28 protein-coding genes are annotated in these 26,535 nt (G+C 30.4%); 4 read left to right on the top strand and 24 right to left on the bottom strand.

The genetic code is table 11. From position 1 onward, the window contains the following. The first annotated feature begins 37 nt into the window (after positions 1-37). Both ACWJJT_RS01325 and ACWJJT_RS01320 read left to right on the top strand, forming a co-directional pair. The gene (locus ACWJJT_RS01325; protein ID WP_462954875.1) at positions 38-1,099 is read left to right on the top strand and encodes an IS30 family transposase; all 1,062 of its coding nucleotides are present in this window, start codon (positions 38-40) and stop codon (positions 1,097-1,099) included. A 137-nt stretch (positions 1,100-1,236) separates the two neighbouring features. Next, a complete protein-coding gene (locus ACWJJT_RS01320; protein WP_462955769.1) occupies positions 1,237-1,605 on the top strand; it encodes a YraN family protein in 369 nt (122 codons plus the stop codon). Between the two features lie 33 nt (positions 1,606-1,638). Here the strand turns inward: ACWJJT_RS01320 and ACWJJT_RS01315 are convergent, their stop codons facing one another. The 20 genes from ACWJJT_RS01315 to pta form a co-directional block, all read right to left on the bottom strand. Then, entirely contained in the window at positions 1,639-2,469 is an 831-nt protein-coding gene (locus ACWJJT_RS01315; RefSeq protein ID WP_462955768.1) for a ribonuclease HII, read from the bottom strand. A gap of 152 nt (positions 2,470-2,621) precedes the next feature. Beyond that, complete coding sequence (ylqF, locus tag ACWJJT_RS01310; protein WP_462956720.1) at positions 2,622-3,473, bottom strand: ribosome biogenesis GTPase YlqF; 852 nt, start codon at positions 3,471-3,473, stop codon at positions 2,622-2,624. 7 nt (positions 3,474-3,480) lie between these two features. Further along, positions 3,481-3,993 (bottom strand): signal peptidase I, encoded by a 513-nt coding sequence (lepB, locus tag ACWJJT_RS01305; RefSeq protein ID WP_462955767.1) that lies wholly within the window; start codon positions 3,991-3,993, stop codon positions 3,481-3,483. Between the two features lie 132 nt (positions 3,994-4,125). Continuing rightward, positions 4,126-4,476 carry a 50S ribosomal protein L19 gene (gene rplS / locus ACWJJT_RS01300; RefSeq protein ID WP_462955766.1) on the bottom strand — a complete coding sequence of 117 codons (351 nt, stop codon included), beginning with the start codon at positions 4,474-4,476 and terminating at the stop codon, positions 4,126-4,128. 224 nt (positions 4,477-4,700) lie between these two features. Next, entirely contained in the window at positions 4,701-5,426 is a 726-nt protein-coding gene (trmD, locus tag ACWJJT_RS01295; protein ID WP_462955765.1) for a tRNA (guanosine(37)-N1)-methyltransferase TrmD, read from the bottom strand. Beyond that, complete coding sequence (gene rimM / locus ACWJJT_RS01290; protein WP_165414010.1) at positions 5,423-5,914, bottom strand: ribosome maturation factor RimM; 492 nt, start codon at positions 5,912-5,914, stop codon at positions 5,423-5,425. The genes trmD and rimM overlap by 4 nt, the downstream gene beginning before the upstream one ends. An 84-nt stretch (positions 5,915-5,998) precedes the next feature. Beyond that, positions 5,999-6,226: a KH domain-containing protein gene (locus tag ACWJJT_RS01285; RefSeq protein ID WP_462955764.1), complete on the bottom strand. Its 228-nt coding sequence runs from the start codon at positions 6,224-6,226 to the stop codon at positions 5,999-6,001. A gap of 34 nt (positions 6,227-6,260) precedes the next feature. Beyond that, positions 6,261-6,503 carry a 30S ribosomal protein S16 gene (rpsP, locus tag ACWJJT_RS01280; protein WP_165414012.1) on the bottom strand — a complete coding sequence of 81 codons (243 nt, stop codon included), beginning with the start codon at positions 6,501-6,503 and terminating at the stop codon, positions 6,261-6,263. Positions 6,504-6,553: 50 nt separating this feature from the next. Further along, positions 6,554-7,903, bottom strand: coding sequence for a signal recognition particle protein (gene ffh / locus ACWJJT_RS01275; protein WP_462955763.1), 1,350 nt, complete (start codon positions 7,901-7,903; stop codon positions 6,554-6,556). A gap of 10 nt (positions 7,904-7,913) precedes the next feature. Continuing rightward, positions 7,914-8,261, bottom strand: coding sequence for a putative DNA-binding protein (locus tag ACWJJT_RS01270; RefSeq protein WP_462955762.1), 348 nt, complete (start codon positions 8,259-8,261; stop codon positions 7,914-7,916). 110 nt (positions 8,262-8,371) lie between these two features. Next, on the bottom strand, positions 8,372-9,283 hold the full coding sequence (gene ftsY, locus ACWJJT_RS01265) for a signal recognition particle-docking protein FtsY (RefSeq protein WP_462955761.1): 912 nt from the start codon (positions 9,281-9,283) through the stop codon (positions 8,372-8,374). Positions 9,284-9,336: 53 nt separating this feature from the next. Beyond that, the gene (gene smc, locus ACWJJT_RS01260; protein WP_462955760.1) at positions 9,337-12,891 is read right to left on the bottom strand and encodes a chromosome segregation protein SMC; all 3,555 of its coding nucleotides are present in this window, start codon (positions 12,889-12,891) and stop codon (positions 9,337-9,339) included. Between the two features lie 230 nt (positions 12,892-13,121). After that, on the bottom strand, positions 13,122-14,213 hold the full coding sequence (locus tag ACWJJT_RS01255) for an elongator complex protein 3 (RefSeq protein ID WP_462955759.1): 1,092 nt from the start codon (positions 14,211-14,213) through the stop codon (positions 13,122-13,124). Continuing rightward, on the bottom strand, positions 14,206-14,907 hold the full coding sequence (rnc, locus tag ACWJJT_RS01250; protein ID WP_462955758.1) for a ribonuclease III: 702 nt from the start codon (positions 14,905-14,907) through the stop codon (positions 14,206-14,208). The genes ACWJJT_RS01255 and rnc overlap by 8 nt, the downstream gene beginning before the upstream one ends. Positions 14,908-15,103: 196 nt before the next feature. Further along, the gene (acpP, locus tag ACWJJT_RS01245) at positions 15,104-15,337 is read right to left on the bottom strand and encodes an acyl carrier protein (RefSeq protein ID WP_462956719.1); all 234 of its coding nucleotides are present in this window, start codon (positions 15,335-15,337) and stop codon (positions 15,104-15,106) included. A gap of 39 nt (positions 15,338-15,376) precedes the next feature. Next, on the bottom strand, positions 15,377-16,399 hold the full coding sequence (gene plsX / locus ACWJJT_RS01240) for a phosphate acyltransferase PlsX (protein WP_462955757.1): 1,023 nt from the start codon (positions 16,397-16,399) through the stop codon (positions 15,377-15,379). A 183-nt stretch (positions 16,400-16,582) separates the two neighbouring features. Further along, positions 16,583-16,768: a 50S ribosomal protein L32 gene (gene rpmF, locus ACWJJT_RS01235; protein ID WP_165414022.1), complete on the bottom strand. Its 186-nt coding sequence runs from the start codon at positions 16,766-16,768 to the stop codon at positions 16,583-16,585. Positions 16,769-16,780: 12 nt separating this feature from the next. Next, on the bottom strand, positions 16,781-17,281 hold the full coding sequence (locus ACWJJT_RS01230; protein ID WP_462955756.1) for a YceD family protein: 501 nt from the start codon (positions 17,279-17,281) through the stop codon (positions 16,781-16,783). Between the two features lie 205 nt (positions 17,282-17,486). Then, on the bottom strand, positions 17,487-18,680 hold the full coding sequence (locus ACWJJT_RS01225; protein WP_462955755.1) for an acetate/propionate family kinase: 1,194 nt from the start codon (positions 18,678-18,680) through the stop codon (positions 17,487-17,489). Positions 18,681-18,720: 40 nt separating this feature from the next. Beyond that, positions 18,721-19,731, bottom strand: a complete 1,011-nt coding sequence (gene pta, locus ACWJJT_RS01220) for a phosphate acetyltransferase (RefSeq protein WP_462955754.1) — start codon at positions 19,729-19,731, stop codon at positions 18,721-18,723. A 301-nt stretch (positions 19,732-20,032) separates the two neighbouring features. Here pta and ACWJJT_RS01215 point away from each other — a divergent pair, with 301 nt between their 5' ends. Further along, positions 20,033-21,256 (top strand): nucleotidyltransferase, encoded by a 1,224-nt coding sequence (locus ACWJJT_RS01215; protein ID WP_462955753.1) that lies wholly within the window; start codon positions 20,033-20,035, stop codon positions 21,254-21,256. Between the two features lie 125 nt (positions 21,257-21,381). Then, positions 21,382-22,560: a sporulation integral membrane protein YlbJ gene (ylbJ, locus tag ACWJJT_RS01210; protein WP_462955752.1), complete on the top strand. Its 1,179-nt coding sequence runs from the start codon at positions 21,382-21,384 to the stop codon at positions 22,558-22,560. Here the strand turns inward: ylbJ and ACWJJT_RS01205 are convergent. The 4 genes from ACWJJT_RS01205 to recG all read right to left on the bottom strand — a co-directional run bounded on the left by ACWJJT_RS01205 (position 22,543) and on the right by recG (position 26,317). After that, positions 22,543-23,067: an ATPase gene (locus ACWJJT_RS01205; RefSeq protein ID WP_462955751.1), complete on the bottom strand. Its 525-nt coding sequence runs from the start codon at positions 23,065-23,067 to the stop codon at positions 22,543-22,545. The two genes, ylbJ and ACWJJT_RS01205, sit on opposite strands and share 18 nt — an antisense overlap. A 9-nt stretch (positions 23,068-23,076) precedes the next feature. Beyond that, positions 23,077-23,559, bottom strand: coding sequence for a pantetheine-phosphate adenylyltransferase (coaD, locus tag ACWJJT_RS01200; protein ID WP_462955750.1), 483 nt, complete (start codon positions 23,557-23,559; stop codon positions 23,077-23,079). A gap of 94 nt (positions 23,560-23,653) precedes the next feature. Then, on the bottom strand, positions 23,654-24,205 hold the full coding sequence (gene rsmD, locus ACWJJT_RS01195; protein WP_462955749.1) for a 16S rRNA (guanine(966)-N(2))-methyltransferase RsmD: 552 nt from the start codon (positions 24,203-24,205) through the stop codon (positions 23,654-23,656). A 75-nt stretch (positions 24,206-24,280) separates the two neighbouring features. Continuing rightward, the gene (gene recG / locus ACWJJT_RS01190) at positions 24,281-26,317 is read right to left on the bottom strand and encodes an ATP-dependent DNA helicase RecG (protein ID WP_462955748.1); all 2,037 of its coding nucleotides are present in this window, start codon (positions 26,315-26,317) and stop codon (positions 24,281-24,283) included. Between the last annotated feature and the right edge of the window lie 218 nt (positions 26,318-26,535).

Genomic DNA, 26,535 nt, shown 5'->3' with positions numbered 1-26,535 from the left:
TTAAGTGACTAAACCAACATATACGGGAGGATTTCAAATGAGTCAATTAGATTTTATCACACAGAGCAGAAAAGGTAAACACATAACATACGAGGAACGCATAAAGTTAGAAGCTTTACACAAAATGGGACTTAATTCAACTCGTATTGCGGAGCAAATAGGTGGGCGCTCAGAACGTACAATAAGGCGTGAAATTGCTAAAGGAATTGTAGAACTATTGAATAGTGACTTAACCACTCGAATGGAATATAGCGCAGAAATTGGGCAGTCAGAGCATGACAAACAAGGTGCCGCTAAAGGTCCTGCATTAAAAATAGGAAAAGATCACAAATTGGTGAGGTACTTAGAAAAAGCTATTGGTATAGATGGCGAATCTCCGTATGCAGCTATTCAAAATATCACAAATAAAAATCTACAATTTGAAACAACTATTTGCTTCAAAACTGTGTATAACTATTTGGATAATAATTTGTTTTTAAATATAAGTAACAAAGATCTGCCTGTTAAAAAGAATGCTAAAAAGAGAAACTATAAAAAAATAAGATCAGCGTATAACAATACCAAAGGAACTAGCATATCGGAGAGACCTGCAGCGGTAGCTGCACGTGATGAGATAGGCCATTGGGAAATGGACACTGTAGTTGGCAAACAGGGTACAAAAACTGTCTTAATGGTGTTAAGTGAAAGAGTAACTCGTAAGGAGTTAGTCTTTAAAATACCATCTAAATCACAGGCGGCTGTCGTGAAAGAATTGGACAAATTGGAGCGTAAAATGGGAATGTTATTCTCAAAAACATTTAAAACAATCACCTGTGATAACGGCTGTGAGAACCTTGATTTCGAGGGTATTGAGAACTCAGTAAGAAATAAACGAAAGAGAACTAAAGTGTATTATGCTCACCCATATAGTTCATGGGAGCGAGGCACAAACGAAAATATCAATAAAATGATACGACGATTTATCCCAAAAGGTGTGGATATTTCAGCATTCTCTAAAAAACAAATTATGCAAATACAGCACTGGATCAACAATTATCCAAGAAGGATTTTCAACGGTTTATCTGCCAATATGATGGAACAGAAAACCATTACAACTTAACATTATATTTTTCGTGAAAATTTCGGACATTTTATATTGCAATCTACAACTTTTTGAATTTATAAACATTATATTGATTTTTAATCTATTTTAATTTATTATTTGTATATATAGAAATTTATGGAAGGATGTTTAGAATGAAAACTTTCAATAAAGATATCGGAGCACTTGGTGAAGATATATCAGAAAATTATTTAGAAAATTTAGGATACAAAATATTAGATAAAAATTTCAGATGCAAATGTGGTGAAATTGACCTAATAGCACTAAATAAAGGCTATATTTGCTTTGTAGAGGTGAAAACTAGATATGGAATGAATTATGGAACACCCGCTGAATCGGTTACTTCTTCTAAACAGAAGAAGATTTATAAAACAGCTCAAGTATATATTTCTAGAAAAAATATTATTGACTACAATTTCAGATTTGATGTTGTAGAAGTTATGTTGAATAATGATAATAATAATTTTTTAATCAATCATATTGAGGACGCTTTTCAATTATAATTTTAGATATAAAAATAAAAATTAAAATATATTTTAATTTTTATTTTCGTCTAAAATATTTCTCAAAAAACTTTTTCTATGTATTGGAATAGTTCCGTATTTTTTTATTGCAAGCACATGTTCTTCTGTGCCGTACCCAACATTCCTATCAAATCCATACTTTGGGAATTCATTATGATACTGTACCATCAGTTCATCTCTATATACTTTTGCAATTATAGAAGCGCACGCTATGCTTATACTTAATGTATCTCCCTTTATTACAAACTCATTTAAATTTGAAAAGTTTTTTATTTTATAACCGTCTGATAATACTAATTCTGGTTTAATAGTTAGCCCCTCGCAGCATTCTATGAATACTTGATTATTGCACCAACCAATACCTTTTTCATCAATCTCTTTATTGCCAATAGCAATAATTTTATAAGCTAAGGCTTTTTCTTTAATAATATGAGCTAGCTCTTTTCTGCTAGATATTGATAATTTTTTAGAATCGTTAGCTCTTAGGATTAAATCTCTATCCTCGTTTAATTTTAAATCTAATACTACTGCCGCTGCAACTATAGGTCCAGCTAAAGGACCTCTTCCAACTTCATCTACTCCAGCAACATATTTATAGTCCCCAAAACTTCTATCAAATTCGTACATTTTTTTTACTCTCTGAATTTCCTTTTCTTTTGACTCAATCATTCTAGACATTTTAATACCTAATTTTTGAACGGTTTTCCTGTTGTCTTGTAATAGCATATTAGATATGATTTGCTTATCGCCATCATAGAAAACGTTTTCAGCACTCTCTAAACTCAATATATATGTAGAGATTTCCTTGTAACTCATGTTTGAAAATTTAATATTAAATTCCATGGTATTGTCTCCTTACTATCTCCTAATAGTGTTATTTAGGCATCTTAAAAAACAAGTATAGCACTAACGTTTTTTTAAGATGCTCTATTTATTTTTTAAAATGCCTGCCTGTTTTCAAATAGGAATTGCATATGATTTTTTTTTATAAAAATTTATACTTCATCTAGTCTTTCTAATGATATTGGTCCTAATTTTCCACCTCTAAATTCATCTAAAAGCATCACTGCGACTCTATTATAATCTATGTTACCCCTAGAAATTACTGCTCCCCTTTTTTTAGCAATATTATCTAGATTGTCTAAAGGATTCTCCATAATCTCATCAAGTTTATATCTTTCCATTAGCCTTTGTCCATTATTAACTTGGAGTCTTTCTACTAATCTAAGTGCTAATTCTTCTATATCTATGACTTCATCTTTTACAGCACCTGTAAATGCCAAATTAAGTCCAACTGTCTCGTCTTCAAATCTAGGCCATAATACACCTGGAGTATCCATTAATTCTATACCTAAACTAGTTTTTATCCATTGCTTACTTTTAGTAACTCCCGGTCTATCACCAGTTTTAGCAATATTATTTTTTCCTAATTTATTTATAAAAGAAGATTTACCAACATTAGGTATACCAACTACCATAACCCTCGTAACTATGTTAACTAATCCTTTTTTTCTTTGTCTATCATGTTTTTCTTTTAATAACTCATCAAGCGTAATCTTTATACTTTTTAGACCTTGACCTGTAATACAATTTACAGCCAATGGCTTTATAGTATCAGTTGTAAGCTTTTTTATCCAGTCTTTGGTTACTTTGTCTTCAGCTAGATCACTTTTGTTTAGTAAAATGACTCTAGGCTTATCTTTACATATCTCATCAATTTGTGGATTGGCGCTTGATTTAACTATTCTTGCATCTCTAATTTCTATTACAGCATCAACAAGTTTTAAACTCTCTCCAATTTGTCTTCTTGTCTTAGCCATATGACCTGGAAACCAATTTATTGTCATTGCCATACTATTTAATCCCTCCCATTTTATTGAATGGATAAAGCCTTATAACCACTTTTCCTTCCAACAGATTGAGTTTTACAAACCCAACATCACTACTGCGACTATCTTTACTGAAATTTCTATTATCTCCGAGGACAAAAATTGAATCTTGTGGCACCAAAGCTTCATCATAGTCTTCCATAAAATTTTCATTTTTATAGTACTCATTGACAATTTTACCATTTATGTACAATATATTATTGTTAATTTTAACTTTATCTCCAGCAACCGCTATAACCCTCTTTATTATTCTTTGACTTATATCAGCAGGGTACTTTATTACTACAATATCATTTCTCTTAGCAGATGTTATTCTATATGATACTTTTTCAATTATTAATTTATCATTATTTTGCACCGTAGGAACCATAGATTCACCATTCACTGTTACTATTTGGAATACGAAATTTATAATAAATACAGCGATTAAAAGTGAAATTGCTATAGATTTTACTACTGTAATAACTTCTTTTGTCAATATATTCACCTACTTAATAAACTACTAAAGTAGTTTAATCTACTTAAATTACTTAATTGAAAACTTATTAAGAATATTTACACCTAAGTTTAATTATCTTTAAAAGTAAAAAGGGACTTTTCAGCCCCAATTTTATTTTCTCATTCTTTCTTTAACTTTTGCAGCCTTACCAACTCTATCTCTTAAGTAGAATAGTTTAGCTCTTCTAACTTTACCTAATCTTACAATTTCAATTTTCTCGATTACTGGAGCGTTTACTGGGAATGTTTTTTCAACACCAACACCAGATGCTACTCTTCTTACTGTGAAAGTTTCTCTTAACCCGCCGTGTTGTCTTTTAAGAACGGTTCCTTCGAATACTTGGACTCTCTCCTTGTTACCTTCACTAATTTTGATGTGAACCTTAACAGTATCACCTACACTAAATTCTGGTAAGTCAGTTCTGATTTGTTCTGATTCTATTGCTCTTATAATTTCTAACATGTGCATTCCCTCCTAAAATTTTATTGTGACGTTCATGCTTATTATAATACAACAGAGGACCGTCCGTACTAGCACAAACTATATCTTATCATAAATATATATATATATCAACATAAAAACACTATTTATGCTTATATATAAGATATTTTCAATTTTAAATAACTCTCCGGAAATTAATTAACCACCTTCAAAAATAACTAGTCAGTATACTAGTGCATTTATACTTATTTCTTTCTTTCAAAAGCCTTACTTAATAGTTTTTTATCTTCCTTCGTAAGATTAAGTTTTAGAAATAAATCTGGTCTTTTTTCTTTAGTTATTAAGAGCGACTGCACTCTTCTCCATTTTCGTATGTTTTCATGATGTCCTGATGTCAATACCTCTGGAACCTTTTTACCCTCAAAGCATTCTGGTCTTGTATACTGAGGATATTCTAGTACTCCATCATAAAAAGATTCTTCTGTGAAACTCTCCGGACAAGATAATACCCCTGGAATTAATCTACAAATACTATCGACTATAGGAATACATGCCATTTCTCCACCTGTCAAAACATAATCACCTAAAGAAATCTCCATATCTATATAGTCATAGGTTCTCTCATCAATACCTTCGTAATGTCCACATACAAATATTAATTCTTTTTCCGCGCTGAGCTTTTTTGCAATATCTTGGGTAAAAGTAATACCCCGTGGCCCCAAAAATATTACCTTTCCACCATTATGCAATTTAACATCATTAATACAGTGAACTAGTGGTTGAGTTTGCATTACCATACCTGCTCCTCCACCATAAGGAGTATCATCTACTTTTTTATGTTTGTTTTTTGCATAGTCGCGAATATTACAAGGAGAAATCTCCAGTATATTTTTCTCTATGGCTCTTCCAATGATACTATAATTAAAAATATCAAACATTTCAGGGAATAGAGTTAAAATGTCTATTTTCATTCTTGCCATTCTTTTATTGGCTTAATTATTATTTCGCGTTTATTAATGTCTATACTAACTATAATATCCTTAAGCACCGGAATTAGCACTTCTTTATTTCCCTTAACCCAATATACATCATTACCCGGAGTATGAAGAACATCATATACTTTTCCAAGTTCTTCCCCACCCTGCTCGAAAACATTGCAATTTAATAAATCAGCCACATAGTAACTATCCTCAGTCAGTTCAACTGCATCTTCTCTTTTAACCATCAAGTACTTATTTCTATACAATTCTGCTTGCTCTATGCTGTCTATACCTTCAATTTTAAGTATTGCGTTAGCTGCTTGAAGTTTGCAACCTTCAATTTTTCTAATTTCACCATCAATATACACACTTTTTAATTTTTTAAATCTTTCAAGACTATCAGTTAGCGAAAAGACTTTAACTTCACCCTTTAAGCCATGTGTCTTGCCTATCTTACCTACGCTCATAAAATCTTCCATTTAAAATCCTCCTTTCAAAATCACTTATATAAATAACTAAAACTCAAAATTTAATTAAAATAAGAGTTAGGCAGAACCTAACTCTTACTTTATTTCAACAATTACTTTTTTATTTTCTTTAACAGCAGCTGCCTTAACAACCGTTCTAATAGCTTTAGCTATTCTACCTTGTTTACCTATAACTTTTCCCATATCCTCATGAGCTACAGATAATTCAAGAAGTACTGCATGCTCATGTGCTACTTCGTTTACTACTACCATTTCTGGTTTATCAACTAAATACTTTGCCAATACTTCAAGTAACTGTTTCATGGAAAACTCCTCCATTCATTACTTACAAACTTTTCTAGTTGACTGCTATTTTGCTAAGTAACCTTTTAACTGTATCAGATGGTTGTGCACCATTTTTCATCCACTTAGTTGCTTTTTCAACATCAATTTTAATAGTAGTTGGCTCTGTTGTTGGGTTATAGTATCCTATTTCTTCTATAAATCTTCCATCTCTAGGAGCTCTTGAATCTGCAACTACTACTCTATAAAATGGAGCATGTTTAGCACCCATTCTTTTTAATCTTATTTTAACTGCCATGTATAATCACCTCCTTAAATCTAAATTTAATCATTGCCCAAGTAGTTTTATTAAAAAGGCATTTTACCAAACAGACCTTTTTTACCAGGTTTTTGGAATCCTTTTGCTTGCTTCATAAATTTCTTTGCCATTTCAAAATCTTTTAACAGCTTATTTACTTGCTGTACCAATGTGCCTGACCCATTAGCAATTCTCTTTTTTCTAGAAGAAGAACCACTGATCAAACTAGGATGTGTTCTTTCTGATATAGTCATAGATTTTATGATAGCTTCAACTTTTCTCATTTCTTTTTCGCTTTGAGACAAATCTACGCCCTGTAATTCTTTTTTATTTACACCTGGCATCATTTCAACCAATTTATTCAATGGTCCCAGCTTTTTCATCTGTTGCATCATTGCTAAAAAATCATTTAGATTGAATTCTTGAGATAGCATTCTGCTTCCAAGTTCTTTTGCTTCATCCTCATTTATAGCTTCCTGTGCTTTTTCTATTAATGAAAGCACATCCCCCATACCAAGTATTCTTGATGCCATTCTATCTGGATAGAAAACTTCTAAATCATTCATTTTTTCGCCAACACCAACAAATTTTATAGATTTACCAGTTATTGCTTTAATTGATAAAGCTGCACCACCTCTTGTATCACCATCTAACTTAGTCAAAATTATTCCAGTTATATCTAGCTGTGAATTAAAACTATCTGCTACATTAACTGCATCCTGACCAGTCATAGAATCAACAACAAGCATTATTTCGCTTGGATTAACACTTGATTTTATATTTTGAAGTTCTTCCATTAAAGTTTCATCTATATGAAGTCTTCCCGCAGTATCTATTATAACTACATTATTACCATTATCTTTAGCAAAGTCTAATGATGCTTTTGCTATATCTACAGGGCTCATATTCTCTCCCATAGTAAAAACAGGAACATCAATTTGTTTTCCTACTACCTGCAATTGTTTAATTGCAGCTGGCCTATATACATCACAAGCAACTAATAGTGGTTTTTTGTTTTTTCTTTTCAGTGAAAGAGCAAGCTTCCCACCCATTGTGGTTTTACCGGCACCTTGAAGACCAACAAGCATTATAACTGTTATCCCATTTATAGAAAACTCTAACTTACTTTCTGAATTACCCATTAAATCAGTTAACTCATCATTAACGATTTTAATGACCTGTTGCCCTGGTGTTAAGCTTTCTAATACTCCATTACCTAAACACTTTTCGCTAACATTTCTCACAAAATCTTTAACCACTTTATAGTTAACATCTGCTTCAAGCAATGCTAATTTTACTTCTCTCATTGCATTTTTAATATCTTTTTCGGAAAGCTTACCCTTACCTTTTAATTTTTTTATGGTATCCTGTAACTTAGAAGATAACCCTTCAAAAGCCATAATAAACCTCCTAAATATTTTCAATAATCTGGGCTTTTATATCACATATAATCTTATTTATATTTTCATCTTTTATATTAATTTGTAAGTTATCTAATTTTGATATAATGTTTTTTAAAGTTTCTTCTAATTCATGATTTTTATTTAATAATTTTAATTTTTCTTCATATACTAAAAGCGCATTATCGGATCTTTTAATTGTATCATGAATAGCTTGCCTGCTAGTATTATTTATCTCTGCTATTTCTGATAAAGAGAGGTCATTATTAAAATACATATCCATTATGTTTCTCTGCTTTTCAGTAAGCAATTCACCATAAAAATCTAATAATAGAGAAATTTCAAATCTTTTTTCCATTTCATCACCTTGCTCACAAGTCATATATTATCAGATTTTAAATGCACTGTCAAGTAGTTTTACTTAACAGGTCAATATTTTTATATGAACTAGTGTCTTAGACCTACATTTTAAAATAAAGCCTCTACGAAATCTTTTGAATTAAACACTTGTAAATCATCTACACCTTCACCTACGCCAATATATTTAACCGGTATATCAAGTTGATTTTTTATTGATATTACAACGCCACCTTTAGCCGTGCCATCTAATTTAGTTAGTATTATCCCATCTATAGGACATATCTTCATAAATTGCTTAGCTTGCTCAACTCCATTTTGTCCTGTTGTACCATCAATTACTAGTAAAGTTTCCATATGGGCCTCACTATACTCCCGCTTAATCACCCTATTTATTTTTGCTAATTCATCCATAAGATTCTTTTTATTATGTAGTCTACCTGCCGTATCACAAATTAGCACATCAACTTTTCTTGCTTTGGCTGCTTGAACAGCATCAAAAACTACAGCTGCAGGATCAGATCCCTCTTGATGTTTTATTAATTCCACACCTGCTCTACTGCTCCAAACCTCTAACTGATCAATTGCGGCCGCTCTGAACGTATCCGCTGCAGCAATGAGGACTTTATACTTATCGGCTTTTAGCGATGCAGCGATTTTACCTATGGAAGTGGTTTTACCAACACCATTAACCCCAATTATCAAAAGTACCTCCGGTAGATTTGCATGTTGTACTGGGTTTTCATCTTCACCTAATATGTCAATCAAAACTTCTTTTAAACATGGCCAGATTTCTTCTGGTTCCTTTATTTTATCTTCCTTCACCTTTTTTTTAAGCTTTTCAATGACATGAATAGAAGTCTCTACCCCTATATCAGCTGTAATTAATATTTCTTCTAGTTCCTCGTATAGTTCATCATCAATTGTAATGGCTAAGTTTAATACTTCACTGACTTTTTCTGTGATGCTACTTCTTGTTTTTGCTAGTCCGTCTTTTAATTTTCCAAAAAATTTTCCAAACATTCCTACTCCTCCTTATTTGTCTTTTGTGTCGCAGAGTAATTATCATAAAATTTTTACTTTTTCAAATCTACAGATACTATTTTTGACACTCCCTTTTCCTCCATGGTAACCCCATATAATACATCTCCAGCTTCCATAGTTCCCTTCCTGTGAGTTATTATAATAAACTGAACATTATCGGAAAATCTCTTTAAAAATTCAGCGTACCTAACTACATTTGCATCATCAAGTGCTGCTTCAATTTCATCTAAAATGCAAAAAGGTGTTGGCTTCATCTTTAATATTGCAAATAATAATGCAATTGCGGATAAAACTTTTTCTCCACCGGACATTAAACTTATGTTTTGAAGTTTTTTCCCTGGTGGTTGAACATTAATATCTATTTTAGCAGTAAGTTCATCACCTTCTGCAAGTATTAAATCTGCACTTCCACCCTTAAATAATTCCATAAAGGTTTGATTAAAATTTTGTCTTAATATAATAAAATTTTCTGCAAATATTTGCTTCATCTTTTCAGTCATTTCACATATTACAGTTAATAATTCATTTTTCGCTAAAACCAAATCTTCTTTTTGACCATTCATAAAAGCAAATTTATCTTTGACTTCTTTATATTCTTCAATAGCGCTTACATTAATTTTCCCAAGCATTGATATTGCCGCTTTTAGTGCTACTATTTCCTTTTTAATCTTATCGATGTCTTCAATTTCATTTTTAAATTGCAATGCTTCTGCATATGTTAATTCAAAGTCATCATTCAATTTCTGGTAGTAAGTATCCTTTTCCATTTTAACTTTCGTAAGGGCTAATTCACATTTGTGCATTTCTTTTTCGATTTTTTCTAGCACTTGTGAAACATTTTCTAGATGCTCCACACTTATTTTTATATGCTCTTTAATTTTAATTCTACTAATTTCATTGTCTTCAAATTTCTTTTCCGTTTTTTCTAATAAACTCATTATTTCTTTTACTTTTACTTCTGCATTTTGAATTGAAAATAAATTTTTGTTTTTATTTTTCATGGATTCTTCTATTTCTCTAGAAAATGCAATTAATTTTTCATTATATACCGATATTTCATCATTTAATCTTTGAATTTCAGAGCGCTTATTATGTATTATTTCATCAATTTGAGCTTTTTTTATCTTAGCATCAATAATTGATTCTTTTATATTTTCAATTTCTTGCAATTTATCTTTTAATTTAAAATCAACCTTGTTAAGACTTTGTTGTATTTCATCCTTCGCATGTATAAATTTAGCGACAGATTTATTTTTTTCATCAATTTCTTCATTTCCCTTTTTAAGTTTATCCTCTTCTAATGACTTCTCAGTGTCTAGAGCCATTATATTGTTTTTAAATCTATTTGTCTCATCTATTATTGAATTTACTTTAGCTTCCATCTTCGTTACTTCAATATTTTCAAAGTGAACCTTATCCTTTAAATTTAAGTTTTCTTCGTTTAATCTTAAAATTTCAGATTTACTTTGTTTTATTTTTTCAAAGTAAATAAGTGACTCATTTTTTAACGCATCTAAATCCTTAGCCAGTTCTTTTATTTCCCTTTTTCTACCAATTATGCTTGAAGTCTTTGAATATACGCTTCCACCAGTTAACGAACCGCCAACGTTTATAATTTCTCCTGATAATGTAACGATTTTATATCTAAAATTATTTTTTTTAGATATTTGGAGGGCCGAATTCATATCTTTACATATAATTGTCCTGCCTAAAATAAATGCAATAGCTTCACTAAATTTCTTATCATAACTTATTAATTCATTTGCCATTCCAACAAATCCAGGATTATTTATAGTTTCATTATCAATTGCAAGTTTTTTACCCTTAATAATGTTTAAAGGTAAAAATGTTGCTCTTCCGAGATTGTTTGCCTTCAAAAAATCTATTAATAATTTTGCCACGGTTTCATCTTTAGTTATTATATGTGATATAGATCCTCCCAAAGCAATTTCTATAGCTACCTCTAAATTCTTTTCCACCTTTATAATTTCTCCAAGTACAAAACATTCATGAATATTTCCTACTTTGCCTTCATTCACGTTTTGCATTAAATTTTTTACCGATTTATTATAACCTTCATGCTTTTTTTCCAAAGTTGTAAGTACATTAAAATTAGCTTCTGTTTTATTAATTTTAAAATTACAATTTTTCATAGTTCTTTCATTAAACGTTAGAATGTTTTGTAATTTATCACTTTCTTTTTTATTATCCCTAATCTTATTTTCATAGCGAACTATCTTATCTTTAAATTCTTCCATTTTACTTTCAGATACTGTTTTTGTATTAGCATTGATTTTTATTGAATTGTCGAAATTTTCAATGTCATCTTTCAAAGTATCAATTCTTTTTTTAGAGATATCCATGTTATTATTTAATACCAATAGATTATTGGTAAATTCAATAGTTTTGTCAATGCTTCTTTTCTCTTTTTCCTTAAGAGTTTTAGCTTCATCACTTTCAATCGCTATATTTCCCTCAATACCCTTAATTTTTATTTCTTCATATTGAATTTTTTCTACTATTTCTATTTGAGTATTTTTTACAATATTCAAAGAATCTTCTGATACATCCTTATTTCGTTTAAATTCTAATAAATTTTTACGAATAATATCGCTCTCATTTGATGTTTTATCAATTGCTTTTGCTAAATTATTTATTCTTTCATTTAGAATCTTTATTTCAGAGACATTATTTTGGTAAATCAACTTATTGTTGTAATATATTTGTTTTTCTTCTTGGTTTTTATTTTCAAATGTTTCAAATTCACTGTTCCAGTATTCAACATCTTTCTTAAATTGGGTTTTCCCTTCTGTGCTTTGTATTACTTCGCCATCTAATTCAGTACTCTCATCGTGTAATCTTTTAATTTTTTCTTCAACCTTATTAATGGAGTCAATAATTATGCTAACCTCTTTGCTTTTTAATTCTTCAAAAAGTTTTAAAAATTTCTTTGCCTTCTCGCTTTCATTCATTAATGGTTCTAGTCTTTCTTCATAAGTACTTAAAATATCTTCTATTCTAATCAAATTTTGATCTGTACTATCTAATCTCTTTTCTGCTTCTTCTTTTCTTGTTTTAAACTTAACAATTCCTGCAGCCTCTTCAAACAATTTTCGTCTTTCCTCAGTTTTACCACTTAAAATAGCATCAATTTTACCTTGACCAATAATTGAGTATCCTTCTTTTCCTATACCAGTATCCATAAAAAGCTGTTGAACATCTTTTAGTCTACAAGATGTATTGTTTATTAAATATTCGCTTTCTCCTGAACGATATAATCTTCTCGAGATTGTAACATTAGAATAATCAATGTCCAGTCCAGAATCGCTATTATCCAAAATCAAGGAAACTTGCGCCAGGCCAACTGGTTTCCTAAACTGTGTACCAGCGAATATAATATCCTCCATTTTGTCTCCTCTTAAGTTTCGTGCACTTTGTTCTCCGAGGACCCACCTAACAGCATCAGATATATTGCTTTTACCACTTCCATTTGGTCCAACTACTGCTGTGATTCCCTTCGTGAATGTTAACTCTGTTTTATCTGCAAAGGATTTAAATCCTCTTATTTCAATAGATTTTAAGAACATTAAAACACTCTCCTATTTTACTTAAATAGCATTGGCGATATAAATCCTATAATAAAAATTACAACTATACTATAAATCAATACCTTTGTATATTTATCTCTTGTCTTCTTTTTCATAATTCACCTCATATTTTTTTATTTAATATAAATAAAGTATATATTACTACAAATGATTTAACGTAATATATACTTTATTAACGTGCAAGGATAGACACTATATTCTATACAAAATTAAAATCCTTCTTTATACTTTGAGGACACATACTCATGTATGGTCATAATAATGCATTTTTCTTCTTTAGATATACTAATACTTCCACGGCTAATGGTAATATCTTGGAATATTTCTATTGAAACTGTTTTTATTTGTTTTTTTATGCCATTAAAAAAACTTTTGCCATTAGCGTAAAGTTTTGAAATGTCTTTTGGATTTATTTTCACTAAAACTTTATTAACGCCCGTGTCACTTTTAAAATTATTCACTATAACATCATATAATAAATCATTATATATACTGCCTTCGACTAATTCTCTAAATGCAGGATGAAATGGTCCTGCAACTAAATCATTGCCTTCTGAGATTTCAACAGTTGGCTGTAATCCTATCCTGATCACATTTATTTGGTTTGCTACCATCATAATGTAAATAATCTTACATATGTTTACTGCTTCACTTAATGAATAAGGTTTGAATTCTTTTTTTATATACATGTTCTCCATAGGTGTATCTTTAATCACAAGTGCCGGATATATTCGACAAATATTCGGTTTAAGATCAATCGCTCTTTTAGCTGTCTCTATATCTTTATTTATATTATCTCCTGGAAGGCCTATCATTATTTGGTGTCCTAAAACAAAACCATACTGATTTATAAGTTTTGAAGCATTCACTACATCACTTGCAGTATGACCTCTTCCAGACTTTAATAAGACTTCTTCATCAAGGGATTGTACTCCGAGTTCTATAATATCTACAGAGTATTTTTTTAGATTGCTCAATATTTTATCATCAATATAATCTGGCCTTGTAGATAATCTAATGAATTTTATTTTATTATCGTCTTTAAATTTCTTAGCAACAGTTAAAAGTTCTATTTGCTTTTCCATTTTTATAGCTGTGAAAGTACCTCCAAAAAATGATACCTCAATAATAGCATCATCGTTATTTATTGTTTTCAAATATTCATTTACCGTTTGCTCAACATACATTGCATCAACTTTCGTTGTTGTTCCTGTTATGCTATTTTGATTACAAAACACACAACTATGTGGGCAACCTTCATGCGGAACGAAAATAGGAATAATGTAATGCAAATTACTCATGCACATCCTCCTGATTCATCATAACCTGTTTGGCTGCATTTTGCTCTGCTTCTTTTTTACTGTAACCTTGCCCTGAGCCTTTTACATAATCATTTATTAATAAGTTTACAAAAAATTCCCTCTTGTGTGGTGGTCCTTCAAATTTCACAAGTTCATAGCAAATATTTACTTCCCCATTTTGCTGAAATATTTCCTGAAGCTTTGTCTTATAATCCAAAACTATCTCGTTGCTAATTGCTTTCTCAATGATCTCTTTAAAGTTATTAAGTATAAATGAATTAGAATATTCTATTCCTTTATCCAAATATACAGCAGCTATTATTGCTTCAACACAATCAGCCAATATTGAAACTCTATTTCTGCCACCAGTAATTTCTTCACCTTTGCTCATGTTCATGTACTTTCCAAGTTCCCATCCGTTTGCAATATCGCACAGCGAATTTTCACAAACAATTAGGGACCTAATTTTAGTTAAGTATCCTTCGGATTTTTCCGTAAAGCGACTGTATAAGTATTCGGATATTACAAGTTGTAATACAGAATCGCCCAAGAACTCCAGTCTTTCATTAAATCCAACCTTTTTTTTCTGATTTGCATAGGAACTGTGGGTTATTGCAGTTTTCAATAACTCTTTATCACTAAAATTCAATTTCAGTTCCTTCTCAAGTTCCTGTAACTTTATATCGTATTTCATAATCATTCCTCCTTTTCGGAAGTTTATTTAAATAAATTTTCTTCATTCGCAAGATTCTTCAAGTTTATTATTCAATTTACTTAGTCTGCCGAATAAAATAATACATTTACTGGTTATCTTAAAAAGCTACCTTTTATAGTAAATTCAAAAATAAGTTTGAAAAAGCTAAAGGCCCGCAATACTGCGGGACCTTATGTTATTCTGCTGAGTGAATTTTAATATATTCCACTATATCGCCAACAGTCTCAATTTTCTCAACATCTTCATCCGGAATTTCTATATCGTACTCTTCTTCGAGTGCCATAATTAATTCTACAATATCAAGAGAATCAGCTCCTAAATTATTCATAAAAGATGATTCCATTTTTATTTCTTCTTCATCTATGCTTAATTGTGATGCTATACAAGCTCTAATTTTTTCAAACATAATATATTCACCTCCTTACCTTTCTATTATACATAACAATTATTACAAATTGTCATTTATGTTCTTTTCCTGCTGAGATAATTTTTCAATTTCTATTTTTAATTTATCTACAACATTATTTTCATAAAATATTGTAGATTGTCTAATTGCATTTTTAAAAGCTCTACAATCTGAACTTCCATGAGCTTTTATGCAAATCCCATTTACCCCGAGAAATGCAGCTCCGCCATATTCTTTATAGTCGAAATCCTTTTTAAAGCTTTTAAAAATTGGTTTTAATAGCATTCCTCCAAATTTAGTTCTGACGGATCCCATTATCCTTGTTTTTAATAAATCAAATACACTAGCAACAACACCTTCATACAACTTCAGGATTACATTTCCTGTAAACCCATCGCAAACTATAACATTGACATCTCCAGTTGGAATTTCTCTAGCTTCCACATTGCCTACAAAATTTAAATCTGCTTCTTTTAATAGTTTATGAGCTGATTTTGAAAGTTCATTACCCTTTTCTTCTTCAATTCCTATATTCACAAGACCTACTGATGGATTAGCTATTTTTAAAATGTTTTTAAAATATGTTTTCCCCATAAGTCCAAATTGCACTAAATAATGAGGTTTACATTCTGCATTTGCTCCACAGTCAATTATCATAAAGGGGCCTTTTTTACCTGGCACTATTGGTGCTAGAGCCGGTCTATCTATACCTTTTATTCTTCCTACTATAAGTGTACATCCAGCTAAAAAAGCACCTGTACTTCCAGCTGAAATAATAGCATCTGCCTCTCCATTTTTCACAAGATTCAATGCTTTTACGAGGCTTGAATTCTTTTTGCGTTTAACCGCCATTACAGGATGTTCATTTGTACTAATAACTTCTATAGCATCAACAATTTTTATTTTGTTACAATCATAAGTATACTTCTTTAGTTCCTCGCGAATTAATTGTTCAGGACCAGTTATTACTATATCTATATCATATTCTTTTATAGCTGCGATGCAACCCTCAACCACAGCATTTGGAGAAAAATCTCCACCCATTCCATCTACAACAACTACCATTTTAAACCCTCACTTTAAATGTGCATTATAACAAACAAATAAATACAAATAAATATTTATTTATATTTATTTGTTTGTTTATATTATATACCATAGTGCGCAAATAATTCTAGTGTTAATAATACCAGAATACAAATATAATTGTATTTAAAAAATAAAAAGAAAGTCTTTCGACTTTCCTTTTTATTTTTGCTCCATTGAAACAACTTCTCTATTTTTGTAATATCCACAGTTTTTACATACTCTGTGCGAAAGCTTCATATCGTGGCACTGAGGACACTCAACTATTCCTGGTAAACCAAGTTTAAATGTTTGCGCTCTTCGAGAATCTCTTCTACCTTTAGAAAATTTTCTAGCAGGATTTCCCATTGTAACACCTCCTTAATCAGTTAAAAACAGTTCTTTTAGTTTTGCCAACCTTGGATCAACATCGTCAATTTCACATTTACATGCACTATGATTTAGATTGATTCCACAATGATGGCATAACCCTTTGCAATCTTTATTACAAAGTTTTTTTATAGGCAGCATAGAAATGATATTATTTTCCATAATTTCATTTAAATCTAATCTATCATTTTCAATAAAAATAACATCCTCATCTTCACTCTTTAGAGTTTTTGACAATCTTTCATTTAATTCAATATGTATTGAATAAGAGAAAGTCTCAAGACACCTAGAACAAGCAAGTAATAGTTCTGTCTCCATACTTCCAGTTAAATCTATTTCATCATCGATAGATTTTAAAATTAAATGCGTTTTAACTGGTTTAGAAAATTGCACAAATTCATTATCATAGAAAAACTTATCTTTTTCCAAATCTAAATGAAGTTCTTTTCTTTTGTTTTTATTACTAAATAATTCCGAAACGTCTATTACCATATTATCCACTCTGAAAAACTAAATACTATTTAGCTCTTCTCATATAAAGAAAATCTTTATACCTTGTATAAAAAATATACAGCTCGAGCAAAGCTTCCGCGTCCCTCCTAACTAAATAGTTTTTTACTTACATCAAACACAGTTAATTATATAAACAATACAGTAAAAAGTCAAGAATTATTTATTATAGACATTAGCAATAATTTTATTTTATTAAAGCCTTCGTGTCTCTTGCTATTACTAATTCTTCATTTGTAGGTATAACAAGTATTTTAGTTTTAGAATCTTCTGTACTTATTTCTGCCTCTTTTCCGCGAATCTTATTCTTTGCCTTATCTAAGACTGCTCCCAAGAACTCTAGTCCCTTGCATATATCTTCTCTTGTTTCTGGAGAGTTTTCACCAAGTCCGGCAGTGAATATAATTGCATCTACTCCGCCCATTACTGCAGCATAAGATCCTATAAATTTCTTAACTTTATAGACAAATATATCAAGCGCTAACTGTGCTCTATGATTTCCATCTTTCCATGCAGCATCTTCTATATCTCTAAAGTCACTGCTTACCCCTGATATTCCTAAAACGCCCGATTTTTTATTCATTAAATCATTAGCTTCATCAATTGTTAATTTTAATTCTTGCATTATATATATTATTATAGCTGGGTCTATATTTCCGCATCTAGTTCCCATAGCTATTCCTTCAAGTGGAGTAAATCCCATACTTGTTTCTACTGATTTACCATTTTGCACTGCAGAAATACTTGCTCCATTTCCTAAGTGACAAGTAATTAATTTTAGATTTTTTATGTCTTTGCCCATCATTTTTGCAGCTTTATCTGAAACATATTTGTGAGATGTTCCGTGGAATCCATATTTTCTAATACCATGTTTAGTATAAAGATCATACGGAAGTGGGTATATATATGCAACTTCTGGCATTGTCTGATGAAACGCAGTATCAAATGTAGCTACCATAGGCGTACTAGACATTAATGCTTTACAAGCATTAATCCCGATTATATTAGCCGGATTATGAAGTGGTGCAAGTTTTGCACATTCTTCTAAGTTCTTCATCACTTCATCATTAATTATAACTGATTCTGCATATTTTTCTCCACCATGAACAATTCTATGTCCCACTGCATCTATTTCTGATAAATCTTTAATAACACCATGATCACAATCTACAAGTGCGCCAATTACTAATCTAATAGCATCTGTATGATCTTTCATTGTCTCTTCAATAATATATTTTTCCCCATTAACCTTTTGCGTTAATTTTGAACCTTCCATTCCTATTCTTTCTATCAATCCGAGTGCTAAACATTCTTCATTTTCCATGTTTATTAATTGATACTTAAGCGATGAACTTCCACAGTTTATGACTAATACTTTCATTAAATTTTCCTCCTAATAATATATATTTAAATTATATGTTTTATATAAGTTTATTTTGAATTTGAGCTTGAACCGCAGTAACTGCAACAACATTAACTATGTCATCCACACTGCATCCTCTTGATAAATCATTTATAGGCTTTGCAAATCCTTGACAAACCGGTCCGATAGCTTTTGCTTTAGCAAATCTTTGCACTAATTTATATCCAATGTTTCCAGATTGTATATCTGGAAATATTAAAACATTTGCGTTTCCAGCTACCGAACTGTTTGGTGCTTTTTGTTTTGCTACACTCGCAACAATCGCTGCATCTAACTGAAGTTCTCCGTCAATTTGTAAATCAGGTCTAGCCTTCTTTGCAATTTCAGTAGCATTTACTACTTTATCAACTAGTTCATGCTTTGCACTCCCTCTAGTTGAAAAAGACAACATTGCAACCTTAGGTTCAAAATCGCATAACAATCTTGCATTATCTGCAGTGCTAATAGCTATAGCTGCTAGGTCCTCTGCATTAGGGTTTATATTAACAGCGGAATCTGCAAATAAAAGCAGTCCATCTTCTCCATATTCATCGTGAGGCAATTCCATTATAAAGAAACTTGAAATAATCTTAATTCCTGGTGCAGTTTTAATGATTTGCATTCCAGGCCTAAGTAAATCTCCTGTATAATGTACAGCTCCGGAAACCATTCCATCAACTTCTCCCATCTTAAGCATCATAGTTCCAAAATACACACAATCTTGCATTGTCTCAGACGCCTTTTCTAGGGTCATTCCTTTATTTTTTCTTATCTCATAAAATTCCTTTGCATAAAAATCAGTTTTTTCAGAAGTTTTTGGATCTACAATTTCTATACCGCAAATGTTAACTGATAACTTAGCTGCTTTTGCTTGTATTACACTTTTATCTCCTATTAATATTACCTCGGCTAGTGAATTATTTTTGATGATTTCACTTGCTTTTATAGTCCTCTCTTCTTCTCCCTCTGGAAGTACTATTCTTTTTTTATCTGCCTGTGCCAATTTACACATTCTAGCTATAAATGCCATTCTTATTGCCCCTCTCGTTTATTATCAACTTAATATACACTAATAATATACACCCTTTGTCCTATACATTTCAACATAAAACTACAAAATCATTTACATATATTATATTTCAAATATTCTTAATCTTCATCCTTTTTGTCTTTTTTGAAATATATGTACTTTTATTAATTCATTTTATATTATATAATATATATAAGTTTTAACTACTTTTCAGAATATAATTATTGCATTATTTTTAGTGCCTTCTCTTTAGACATAAATTATTAGCTTATATTTATATGAGCTTTCATGAGGTGATTTAATGAATATTTCAGGTATAATTGTTGAATATAATCCATTACATAACGGTCACGTATATCATATTAATAAAACCAAGGAGCTCACAAACTGTGATGCCTTAATTTGTGTTATGAGTGGGAACTTTACTCAACGTGGTATTCCATCCTGTATAGACAAATGGACAAAAACTAAAATGGCATTAAGTAACGGAGTAGATTTAGTAATAGAGCTACCAACTATCTACAGCGTATCATCAGCAGATTTTTTTTCCTTTGGCGCTGTAAGTCTTCTAAACAGCTTAGGAATAGTGGATAATATTTGCTTTGGTAGTGAACATGGAAATATTAATGACATATATACTATTTCCAATATATTACTTCAAGAACCTTTTGAATTTAAATCACTATTAAAAACTTATTTATCAAAAGGCATAACTTACCCTTTAGCAAGATCTAATGCACTTTATGATTATTTAACGAATTCAAAGTTGGACATATCAAACTTATTATTAGATAACTGTTTAAATTCACCTAATAATATACTAGGTATAGAGTATTGTAAAAGCTTACTCAAGTTAAAAAGTTCTATTACACCTTACACATTAAAAAGAGAAGGTGCATCTTATAACAGTGATCTTTTACATAATGAATTTTCAAGTGCTACAGCTATAAGAAAATTTTTGAAAGAAAATGGTTCTTTATCAAAACTTGCAGGCCATATCCCAAGTTCAGTATTAACTGTACTTCAAAACTTATACTCGGAAAATTATGAATTTACATTTGAAGATTCCATGTTTCCGTATATTAAACATAAATCTGCTACATCAAAAAATTCTTTAATAAATTTACCAGATGTATCTGAGGGCCTTGATAATAGGATTATTAGCTCCTTACAAAATAGTTTAAGTTACTCTAGCGCACTGTCCAATATAAAAAGCAAACGCTACACTTACACTCGGATTAGTAGAATATTATGTCAATATTTCATAGGATTTGATATCTTTGATACTAAAAAACTAAGATCAATGCCTTGTCCTTATGCTCGAGTTTTAGGATTTAACTCAAATGGAAAGTCAATTCTAAAATCTATAAAATCAAACAGTAGCATTCCGCTTTATACTAAAATTCCTAAAAAGTGCAATGACACCATGCAACTAGATATTCAGTCTACAAGGGCTTATAGCATTATAAATAGTAGTATAGGTCATAATAGCGATTATTTGATATCGCCTATAATTATAAAGTAAAAATAAATGCTGCTATCATAAATAGATAGTAGCATTTATTATATTTAAAATTAGTGTTTCAAACACATAAATTTATAAAAATTCAAATATATTTAATACAGTAATACTTAAAAAGGGGTCTAACATTGAAATTACTATTAATTATATTATTAATTTTCATAATAGTATTATTATTTGAACTATTTAAAACTTTGAAGATAAATCTATCAATAACATTAATTTGTTCTCTTTTTATTCTACAAATAATAATAGCTCCCAATATTTGTATCCAGTACACTATCTCTGGTGCAAAATTGTTTTTCAATTCAATTTTTCCTTCTCTTTTTCCATTTTTAGTTGTAATAAATATTATAATAAGCTACGATGGCATTCATATTTATTCTAAATTGTTAGGCAATGTAATTTGCAAACCCTTAAAACTACCGAAAGAATGTAACTTTGCTCTTTTAGTTAGTTTACTATGTGGTTATCCCCTTGGCGCAAGATACACTTGCGATTTATACGAAAAAAATATAATCGATTTAAATACCTGTGAACGATTGCTAAATATAGCTTCTAATGCAAGCCCACTTTTTATTATAGGCGCAGTGGGCACTTCTATGATGTCAAATGCTAAAATTGGTTATATATTAATACTATCTAATATTCTCTCTTGCATGTTCATGGGATTTATTATTCCCTCAAAAGATTCTTATTTTAAAATTAAAAATAGAGGTGATAATTTTTCAAGAAACCATCCACCCACCACAAATATTGGTATGATATTGAAAAACAGTATTGAAGATGCCATGAAGAATGCCTTAAATATCGGTGGTTTTATTGTTATATTCTCCGTAATAACAGGATTAATTAAAGACAATGTAATATTTCACATTGCCCTTAATAAGTTTTCTTTAATTATCGGCTGTTCTGGGAATTTTATAGAAGGTTTAATATTAGGAATGTTAGAGATGACTAACGGATGCTATTTAATATCCTCTAGTAATTCAAATCTGTATGTAAAACTTCCAGTTTTGAGTTTTTTAATTGCTTTTAGTGGTTTGTCTATAATTTCACAAGTTTATAGCTATACCTATAAATATGACGTCTCAATAAGAAAATACATTGCTCGAAAGTTTATTCAAGGCATAATTTCCTCAATTTTAACACTGATTCTATATTGTATTTTTCTACATACTACATCAGTTTTTACTTTTAATAATATTAGTATATATAAAGTTAGTAATTTATATTTTTTAATATTAATCATTTTATTTATCCCGATATTACTTATAAATATAATTAAACTATTTCATACTTCTTAATTCTTTTACATTCTCTCTTATTGAAGTTGTGGTATCCGTAACTTCTCCTTGTAGAGATATTAAAAAATCTTGAACATCCCCTTTAATCTTATGCACCATTTTCTGACCTTTTAATTCAATCTCTTTATCCAATTGGGATAATATTCCATCAGCATAATCTTTAGCCCCAAGCCTCATAATTTTAGCATCTCTCTGAGCTGACGCTATAATTTCTTCAGCTCGAGTTTGTGCTTCTTTAACTAAGTCTTGCTTTTCAACTCTTCTTCTTATTTTATCAATGGTCTCTTCTTCAAAAATTTCAGCTTGTTTTTTTGCATCAACAAGAATTCTTTCTTTTTCATCACAAATCCACTGAGCCTTTTTAAACTCATCTGGCAAATGACTCATAATTTGATCAATTATATCTAATATTTCTCTTTTATTTACAACCACCTTACCTGTAACTGGTATTTTAGAAGAACTTTCAACAATTTCCTGAAGGTATTCTAAAATTTTTATAACATCCATATTTCCCCCCTATTTAGAATTAATTTTCCTGATAATATCTGGAATAATTTCCTCAGGTACTAATCCTTCAATACATCCTCCAAGCATTGCAACCTGTTTAACTGAAGAGGAACTTATATAGCTATATTCTGTCTTTGTCATCATGAACACAGTTTCCTTACTTGGATCCAATTTGTTATTCATTGATGCCATTTGAAACTCATATTCAAAATCTATAACACTTCTGAGTCCCTTCACAATGACACTAGCACCCTCTTGATTCATTAGTTGAACAAGTAAACCACTAAACTTCTTCACGCGTACATTTGGTAAATTTTTAACTACATTTTTTATTTGCTCTATTCTCTCATCTACAGAGAAGAGACATTTTTTCTCAGGGTTAACTAGTACTCCTACGATTAATTCATCATAAACTCTAGACGCCCTCTTAATAATATCCAAATGTCCGTTTGTTATTGGATCAAAACTTCCAGGGCAAATTGCTTTTTTCATCTTATTCCTCCACGTTTTCCTCTGAGGTAGGTAACAATTATAAATTGTTACCCTCATGTATTTTCTTAAGTAACTAATAATTCTTAACTATTAGTTACTTGTATTTGTAAAGCAATACAGTAGTATTACCATATTTCCTTAAATCAGAAAGCTGAATAATAGAATTTCCTTCATATATTTCTTCTGAAGAATCTATTTTACAAACAATCAACCCATCTTCCCTTAAAAGGCTATTTGATGCAATAATCTCAATAGCAGGTGGAATCATGTCTTTAGCATATGGTGGATCTATAAAAATCAAATCAAACACAATCTTTTCATCTGCAAATTGTTGCATGTATTTATATGTGTCACCTTTTAAGCACTTGCATTTATCGTTAAACTTTAAATTATCTACATTCTTTTGTAACATATCAAATGTAGTATCACCCATATCAATTAGATAACATTTCTCAGCTCCCCTACTTGCGGCCTCTAAACCTAAGCTACCAGTACCTGAAAACATATCCACGACTATAGCATTTCGTGTTCTATCCTGGATTATATTAAATATAGCTTCTTTTATTCTATCTAATGTGGGCCTTGTTCCCATTCCTACAGGTGACAACAATTTTCTTCCTCTTGCACTTCCTGAAATAATTCTCATATGTTTATTCCTCCATTTAAGCCAGTTTCGATAATATTTTAACATATATATATAATTTATACAAAGAAATTTTTTCTAATTAAAACAAATGTAATTAGAACTTTGCTCGATTTTTTCTATTATTCCATCCTTTATTTTAACGTCTTCAACATTACTACTTTGCATTAACTTTTTTGCTTCACTATTTGCAAGTTTTAAAATCTCTATATCTTCAGTTAAATCTGATAAAATCAACCCTGATTCACCATGCTGCTTGATGCCAAATAATTCTCCTGCGCCCCTATTTTTTAAATCTTCTTCAGCAATAAAAAAACCGTCATTACTTTTTATAAGTATTTCTAATCTTCTTTTCACTATATTATTTGTAATATTCGCAAGTAGTATACAATATGACTTATGCTTTCCTCTCCCTACTCTTCCCCTAAGTTGATGGAGTTGCGCAAGCCCAAATCTTTCTGAGTTTTCAATTATCATAACTGTAGCATTTGGTACATTTACTCCAACCTCAATTACTGTAGTTGCAATCAGCGCTTTAATTTCTCCAAGTTTAAATTTATCCATGATTTCATTTTTATGTTTACTTGGCATTTTACCATATATCATCCCTATTTCTATAGAGCCAAAATATTCTTCTTTTAATTTTTCGTAAAGCTTCTCGACTGAACTTAACTTCATTTCTTCATTTTCTTCCACTAATGGACAGACAATGTAAACTTGCCTCCCCATATTAATTTCGTTTAAAGCAAATTCATACACCTTTTTACTATAGGACATACTTTCATAACTTGTATTAATTTTCTGCCTGCCTGGAGGCAATTCATCTATAATAGATACGTCTAAATCACCATATAAATATAAAGAGAGTGTCCGCGGAATAGGGGTAGCTGTCATTACAAGAATATCTATATTTTTACCTTTATTAGAAAATCTATTTCTTTGCGATACTCCAAAACGATGCTGCTCATCAGTAACAATCATTCCTAAGTTTTTAAACTCTACATCATCTTCAATAAGTGCATGAGTTCCAACAATAATATCAATGATTCCATCTTTTAACTCTTGTTTAATCAATTGTTTATTTTTTGCTGTAACACTTCCGCTTAGTAGTTGTATGTTTAATGAAAAATTTTTTAATACATTTTGAATTTCTTCATAATGTTGCTTTGCTAAGATTTCAGTTGGTGCCATCATAGATACCTGATACCCATTTTTCACAACATTAAACATAGTAATTATAGCCACTATAGTTTTACCACTTCCAACATCTCCCTGAACCATTCGATTCATTCCTATATCCTTCTTTTGATCTATTAGAATTTCTCTTACAACTTTACTTTGTGCCTTAGTAAGCTGAAATGGAAGTTGCTCCTTTAAGGTTATAAGCTCTGGTGCTATTTTAAATTGAATACCATCATTATGACATTTTATAAACTCTTTTAACATTAATATTTTTAATGAATAAGTGAATAATTCTTGAAATTTAAGCCTTCTCTTTGATTTATTAAGGAGTTCTAAGCTTTTAGGGCTATGTATATTTCGAGCAGCATTATCTAAAGAACAAAAATCATATTTTTCCACAAGCCATTTGGGCAAATTCTCCGTTATTTCAATATCACATAATACATCAGATATAATTTTATTAAAAAAGTTATTTGTAACATTATTTTTAAGTGGATACTTAGCAATAATGTTATTTGTAGCCATTGACGTATTTTTTACTATTTTAGGATTCATAATTGTGATTTCTTCCCTGAATTTATTAACTTTGCCTGTAATAATATATTTATTTGAAATTTTAAAACTATTTTTTGCATAGGTTTGATTAAACCATTTACCTTTGAATCTATTGTCACCTTGGCAAAAAACTATGGTAGAAAGGGTTTTATTATTTTTTAACCTAACATCTTTTAATATATTTAGAACAGTACACTCTACAATGAGTTTTTCACTTTCCGCGCATTCCAGGATGCTTTTATTCGCAGATACATTCTCATAATCTCGTGGAAAATATAATATCAGATCTAATACGTTAAAAATTCCACACTTATTCAAATTTTCTGCCATTTTAGGTCCAACACCCTTTATATATTTTATATCGCTATGAATATCCACCTATACCACTCCAAAAATAAGATTTTAACGACATTTCAGAAGGAAAGTCCCCCACTTCTATAAGTTGGAGTTACATCCCCTACCAAATAGAAACTTCAGTGAGATGTAACAATTGAGAATTGTTATCTACTCCAAAGGTCTACAAAGGGGTAAATCTCCTTTTGAAGTCGCTAATGCATCTTCTACGAAGCTGTTGCAGCTCCGCAGGTGATGATTTA

It is taken from the genome of Clostridium sp. CM041, assembly GCF_055081035.1.
This window is presented reverse-complemented; position numbering and strand designations above follow the sequence as displayed.

What these genes read in the sequence shown, in the direction of transcription:
- rpmF (WP_165414022.1), bottom strand. Translation starts at nt 16,768, where the DNA reads ATGGGAAATCCTGCTAGAAAATTTTCTAAAGGTAGAAGAGATTCTCGA.
- rimM (WP_165414010.1), bottom strand. Translation starts at nt 5,914, where the DNA reads ATGGAAGATTTTATGAGCGTAGGTAAGATAGGCAAGACACATGGCTTA.
- ACWJJT_RS01205 (WP_462955751.1), bottom strand. Translation starts at nt 23,067, where the DNA reads ATGGATGTTATAAAAATTTTAGAATACCTTCAGGAAATTGTTGAAAGT.
- rnc (WP_462955758.1), bottom strand. Translation starts at nt 14,907, where the DNA reads ATGAAATACGATATAAAGTTACAGGAACTTGAGAAGGAACTGAAATTG.
- rplS (WP_462955766.1), bottom strand. Translation starts at nt 4,476, where the DNA reads ATGTTAGAAATTATAAGAGCAATAGAATCAGAACAAATCAGAACTGAC.
- ACWJJT_RS01315 (WP_462955768.1), bottom strand. Translation starts at nt 2,469, where the DNA reads ATGGAATTTAATATTAAATTTTCAAACATGAGTTACAAGGAAATCTCT.
- ACWJJT_RS01215 (WP_462955753.1), top strand. Translation starts at nt 20,033, where the DNA reads ATGAATATTTCAGGTATAATTGTTGAATATAATCCATTACATAACGGT.
- pta (WP_462955754.1), bottom strand. Translation starts at nt 19,731, where the DNA reads ATGGCATTTATAGCTAGAATGTGTAAATTGGCACAGGCAGATAAAAAA.
- ACWJJT_RS01320 (WP_462955769.1), top strand. Translation starts at nt 1,237, where the DNA reads ATGAAAACTTTCAATAAAGATATCGGAGCACTTGGTGAAGATATATCA.
- ACWJJT_RS01325 (WP_462954875.1), top strand. Translation starts at nt 38, where the DNA reads ATGAGTCAATTAGATTTTATCACACAGAGCAGAAAAGGTAAACACATA.
- ACWJJT_RS01230 (WP_462955756.1), bottom strand. Translation starts at nt 17,281, where the DNA reads ATGGTAATAGACGTTTCGGAATTATTTAGTAATAAAAACAAAAGAAAA.
- coaD (WP_462955750.1), bottom strand. Translation starts at nt 23,559, where the DNA reads ATGAAAAAAGCAATTTGCCCTGGAAGTTTTGATCCAATAACAAACGGA.
- plsX (WP_462955757.1), bottom strand. Translation starts at nt 16,399, where the DNA reads ATGGTAGTTGTTGTAGATGGAATGGGTGGAGATTTTTCTCCAAATGCT.
- rpsP (WP_165414012.1), bottom strand. Translation starts at nt 6,503, where the DNA reads ATGGCAGTTAAAATAAGATTAAAAAGAATGGGTGCTAAACATGCTCCA.
- ACWJJT_RS01285 (WP_462955764.1), bottom strand. Translation starts at nt 6,226, where the DNA reads ATGAAACAGTTACTTGAAGTATTGGCAAAGTATTTAGTTGATAAACCA.
- ylqF (WP_462956720.1), bottom strand. Translation starts at nt 3,473, where the DNA reads ATGACAATAAATTGGTTTCCAGGTCATATGGCTAAGACAAGAAGACAA.
- ACWJJT_RS01225 (WP_462955755.1), bottom strand. Translation starts at nt 18,680, where the DNA reads ATGAAAGTATTAGTCATAAACTGTGGAAGTTCATCGCTTAAGTATCAA.
- rsmD (WP_462955749.1), bottom strand. Translation starts at nt 24,205, where the DNA reads ATGAGAATTATTTCAGGAAGTGCAAGAGGAAGAAAATTGTTGTCACCT.
- ffh (WP_462955763.1), bottom strand. Translation starts at nt 7,903, where the DNA reads ATGGCTTTTGAAGGGTTATCTTCTAAGTTACAGGATACCATAAAAAAA.
- ACWJJT_RS01270 (WP_462955762.1), bottom strand. Translation starts at nt 8,261, where the DNA reads ATGGAAAAAAGATTTGAAATTTCTCTATTATTAGATTTTTATGGTGAA.
- trmD (WP_462955765.1), bottom strand. Translation starts at nt 5,426, where the DNA reads ATGAAAATAGACATTTTAACTCTATTCCCTGAAATGTTTGATATTTTT.
- ACWJJT_RS01255 (WP_462955759.1), bottom strand. Translation starts at nt 14,213, where the DNA reads ATGAGTAATTTGCATTACATTATTCCTATTTTCGTTCCGCATGAAGGT.
- ftsY (WP_462955761.1), bottom strand. Translation starts at nt 9,283, where the DNA reads ATGTTTGGAAAATTTTTTGGAAAATTAAAAGACGGACTAGCAAAAACA.
- smc (WP_462955760.1), bottom strand. Translation starts at nt 12,891, where the DNA reads ATGTTCTTAAAATCTATTGAAATAAGAGGATTTAAATCCTTTGCAGAT.